The 3,408-nt window shown below is 71.6% G+C and carries 4 protein-coding genes; 3 read left to right on the forward strand and 1 reads right to left on the reverse strand.

The window, feature by feature from the left end; translation table 11 throughout:
* From AC1DOC_RS25325 to bioD, 3 genes are all read left to right on the forward strand, one after another.
* A partial coding sequence (locus AC1DOC_RS25325; protein WP_478130736.1) for an aminotransferase class III-fold pyridoxal phosphate-dependent enzyme occupies positions 1-358 on the forward strand: 358 nt, incomplete at its 5' end.
* Positions 342-1,574, forward strand: a complete 1,233-nt coding sequence (bioF, locus tag AC1DOC_RS25330; protein ID WP_012747913.1) for an 8-amino-7-oxononanoate synthase — start codon at positions 342-344, stop codon at positions 1,572-1,574. The genes AC1DOC_RS25325 and bioF, both read left to right, overlap by 17 nt.
* Positions 1,571-2,371 (forward strand): dethiobiotin synthase, encoded by an 801-nt coding sequence (gene bioD / locus AC1DOC_RS25335; RefSeq protein WP_012747914.1) that lies wholly within the window; start codon positions 1,571-1,573, stop codon positions 2,369-2,371. The genes bioF and bioD overlap by 4 nt, the downstream gene beginning before the upstream one ends.
* Here the strand turns inward: bioD and AC1DOC_RS25340 are convergent.
* Entirely contained in the window at positions 2,354-3,403 is a 1,050-nt protein-coding gene (locus AC1DOC_RS25340) for an aldo/keto reductase (protein WP_012747915.1), read from the reverse strand. The genes bioD and AC1DOC_RS25340 overlap by 18 nt on opposite strands.
* Positions 3,404-3,408: the final 5 nt, after the last annotated feature.

Raw genomic sequence — 3,408 nt, forward strand, 5'->3', positions numbered from 1 at the left:
CGACCTGTTCGAGCACGAGGACGCGCTGCGCCGCAACCGCGCCCGCGCCGAGCGGCTGATCGGCCGCTTGCGCGAGGGGCTGCACGGCATGCCCGTCGATCACCTGCGCCAGCGCGGAATGATCACGGCCTTCGACGTGCGCGAGCCCGGCGCCCGGTTCGCGGAACGCTTTCACCTGGCCGCACGCGCGAACGGACTGCTGATGCGCCCGATCGGCGCGACCGTCTATCTCATGCCGCCCTATGCGATCGGCGACGACGACATCGACCGGCTGGTCGACGGCACCCTCGCCACGCTGGAAGCGGTGGCCGCTTCCGCCCATGCAGAGGAAGGAGGCCGCGATGCCGCGCTTGCTTGAACGCCTGCAGGACGAGATCACGGCGCTCGACGCGCAATCGCTGCGGCGCCGCCGGCAGATCGCCGAAACCGCCTGCGCACCCGGGCAATCGCTGACGCTGGCCGGCGCGAGCGCGCCGCGCACCATGCTCGGCTTCAGCAGCAACGACTACCTCGGCCTGGCCGCGCATCCGGCGCTGGCCGCCGCACTGGCCGAAGGCGCGGCGCGCTACGGCACGGGCAGCGGCGGGTCGCACCTGATCCTCGGCCACTCGCGCGCGCACGTCGAGCTGGAGGAGCGGCTGGCCGGCTGGATGGCGCCGTTCATCCCGGAGGCGCAAAGCCTGTTCTTCTGCACGGGCTACATGGCCAACCTCGCGGTGCTGTCGGCGCTCGGCGGCGCGGAGGCGGTGATCTTTTCGGAGTCGCTCAACCACGCATCGCTGATCGACGGGGCGCGGCTGGCCAAGGCGCGGGTCGAACGCTATCCGCATTGCGGCGTGGCCGCGCTCGACGCGCAGCTCGGCGCCTGCGATGCGCCGGTCAAGCTGATCGTGAGCGATGCGGTCTTCAGCATGGACGGCAACATCGCGCCCGTGGCCGAGCTGCTCGCGCTGGCCGAACGCCACGACGCCTGGCTGGTGCTGGACGATGCGCACGGCTTTGGCGTGCTCGGCGCCACGGGCCGGGGCGTGCTGCAGGCCATGGGGCTGCGCTCGGAGCGGCTGGTGCTCGTCGGCACGCTGGGCAAGGCGGCCGGGGTGTCGGGCGCGTTCGTGGCGGCGCATCGCACGGTCATCGACTACCTGGTGCAGCGCGCGCGGCCGTACATCTTCACCACGGCCGCGCCGCCGGCCATTGCGCATGCGCTGCTCGCGAGCCTTGCGCTGATCGAAGGCGAAGAAGGCGACCTGCGCCGCGCCCGCTTGCAGGCGCGCATCGCCCAGCTTCGCCGCGGACTCGAGGCGATCCTGCCGGCGGACGGCAGTGCCTGGCTGCCCGATTCACCCACGGCGATCCAACCGCTGGTCGTCGGCGACAACGCACGCGCGATGCAGGCGATGGCGCAGCTCGATGCCCGCGGTTTGCGCGTCGGCGCGATCCGCCCGCCGACCGTGCCCGCCGGCACCGCGCGGCTGCGGATCACGCTGTCGGCCAGCCACAGCGAGGCCGACGTGGCGCGGCTGCTCGATGCCTTGGGCGATGCGTTGGCGCGGCCGTGGAAAGAGGCGGCATGAGCGCCGCGCCGGGTGCGCCGATGACCCGCCGCCGCTGGTTCGTCACCGGCACCGACACGGGCGTCGGCAAGACGCTGGCCAGCAGCGCGATGCTGGGCCTGCTGGCCGCATCGGGCCTGCGGGCAGTCGGCATGAAGCCGGTGGCCGCGGGCCTGGAACGGATCGATGGCGCCTGGCGCAACGATGACGTCGAGCAGCTGCGCGCGGCCGGCAATGTCGATGCGCCGCTGGCCCTGCGCTGCCCGTACTTGCTGCGCGCGCCGATGTCGCCGCACCTGGCGGCACGGGAGGAGGGCGTGCGCATCGAATTGCCGCCGCTGCTGTCGGCCTTCGCGGCGTTGTCGCAGCAGGCCGACGCGGTGGTGGTCGAAGGCGTGGGCGGCTTCTGCGTGCCGTTCGGCGACGACCTCGACAGCGCCGAGCTGGCCGTGGCGCTGGGACTGCCGGTGATCCTGGTGGTCGGGCTGCGCCTCGGTTGCCTGAACCACGCGCTGCTCACGGCGGAAGCGATCCGCGCGCGCGGGCTCATGCTGGCAGGATGGATCGCGAGCACCATCGAGCCGGAGATGCTGGCGCCCGAAGCCAATCTCCAGACGCTGCGCGGCCGGCTCGGTGCGCCGCTGCTCGGTGTGGTGCCGCACCTGGCGGAACCCTCGGCGGCCAGCGCCGCGCGGCACCTCGACCTGCGCGCATTGCGCGCCACCGCGGCCTACGCCGCGCACCGGTCGGCGACGCCGGCCGAGCTCAGCCCCTCAGCGGCGCTGGCCGGCTTCAGCCACTCAGCCGCGCTGGCCTGATTCAGCCAGTCGCTTCGCCCGCGCGCCGCCCTGGCGCTCCAGCATCCAGCCCGGGTACTCGGAGGGCAGGGCGCTCACCTTGCCGAGTGCAGCCAGCTCGTCGGCGGAGAGCCGGATCGCGGTGGCGGCAATGTTGTCGTCGAGTTGCGCGACGCGCTTGGCGCCGACGATCACGCTGGTCACCACCGGCTGGTGCAGCAGCCACGCGAGCGCGATCTGCGCCACCGACACCTTGCGCGCTTCGGCCAGCTGGCGCATCACGTCGATGCAGTCGTAGGCGCGCTCGACGTTCACGGGCGGAAAGTCGAAGCTGGTGCGGCGGCTGCCTTTCTCGGCTTCGGTGTCGCGGCCGTACTTGCCGCTCAGGAGGCCACCCGCCAGCGGGCTCCAGACCATCAGGCCGAGGTTTTCGCTCTGCAGCATCGGCGCCAGTTCGCGCTCGAGGTCGCGGCCCGCGATGGTGTAGTAGGCCTGCAGCGATTCGAAGCGCGCAAGCCCCTGGCGCTCGGCGATGCCCAGCGCCTTCATGATCTGCCAGGCCGCCCAGTTGGAGACGCCCACGTAGCGCACGTGGCCCTGCTGCACCAGGTTGTCCAGCGCGCGCACGGTTTCCTCGATGGGCGTGACCGGGTCGAAGCCGTGGATCTGGTAGAGGTCGATGTGGTCCAGCTGCAGGCGCTTGAGGCTGGCCTTCACGCCGTCCATGATGTGGTAGCGCGAGGCGCCGGCCGCATTGGCGGTCTTGCCGGTCTCGCCGAACACCTTGGTGGCGACCACCACGTTCTCGCGCGGCACCTTGAGGTTCTTCAGCGCCTGGCCGGTGATGGTTTCCGACAACCCTTCGGAATACACGTCCGCGGTGTCGATGAAGTTGATGCCGGCGTCGAGCGCGCGGCCGACCAGGCTTTCCGCCTCGGACTGCTGGAGGTTGCCGATCTGGCCCCAGATGCCACTCGCGCCGCCGAAGGTCATGGTGCCGAGGCAGAGTTCGGAAACGAACAGGCCGGTGCGGCCGAATTTGCGGTACTGCATGAGAG

It is taken from the genome of Variovorax sp. 01T439_2 (genome assembly GCF_056398445.1).

Coding starts and splice junctions, on each gene's coding strand:
- AC1DOC_RS25340 (WP_012747915.1), bottom strand. CDS start 3,403: ATGCAGTACCGCAAATTCGGCCGCACCGGCCTGTTCGTTTCCGAACTC.
- bioD (WP_012747914.1), top strand. CDS start 1,571: ATGAGCGCCGCGCCGGGTGCGCCGATGACCCGCCGCCGCTGGTTCGTC.
- bioF (WP_012747913.1), top strand. CDS start 342: ATGCCGCGCTTGCTTGAACGCCTGCAGGACGAGATCACGGCGCTCGAC.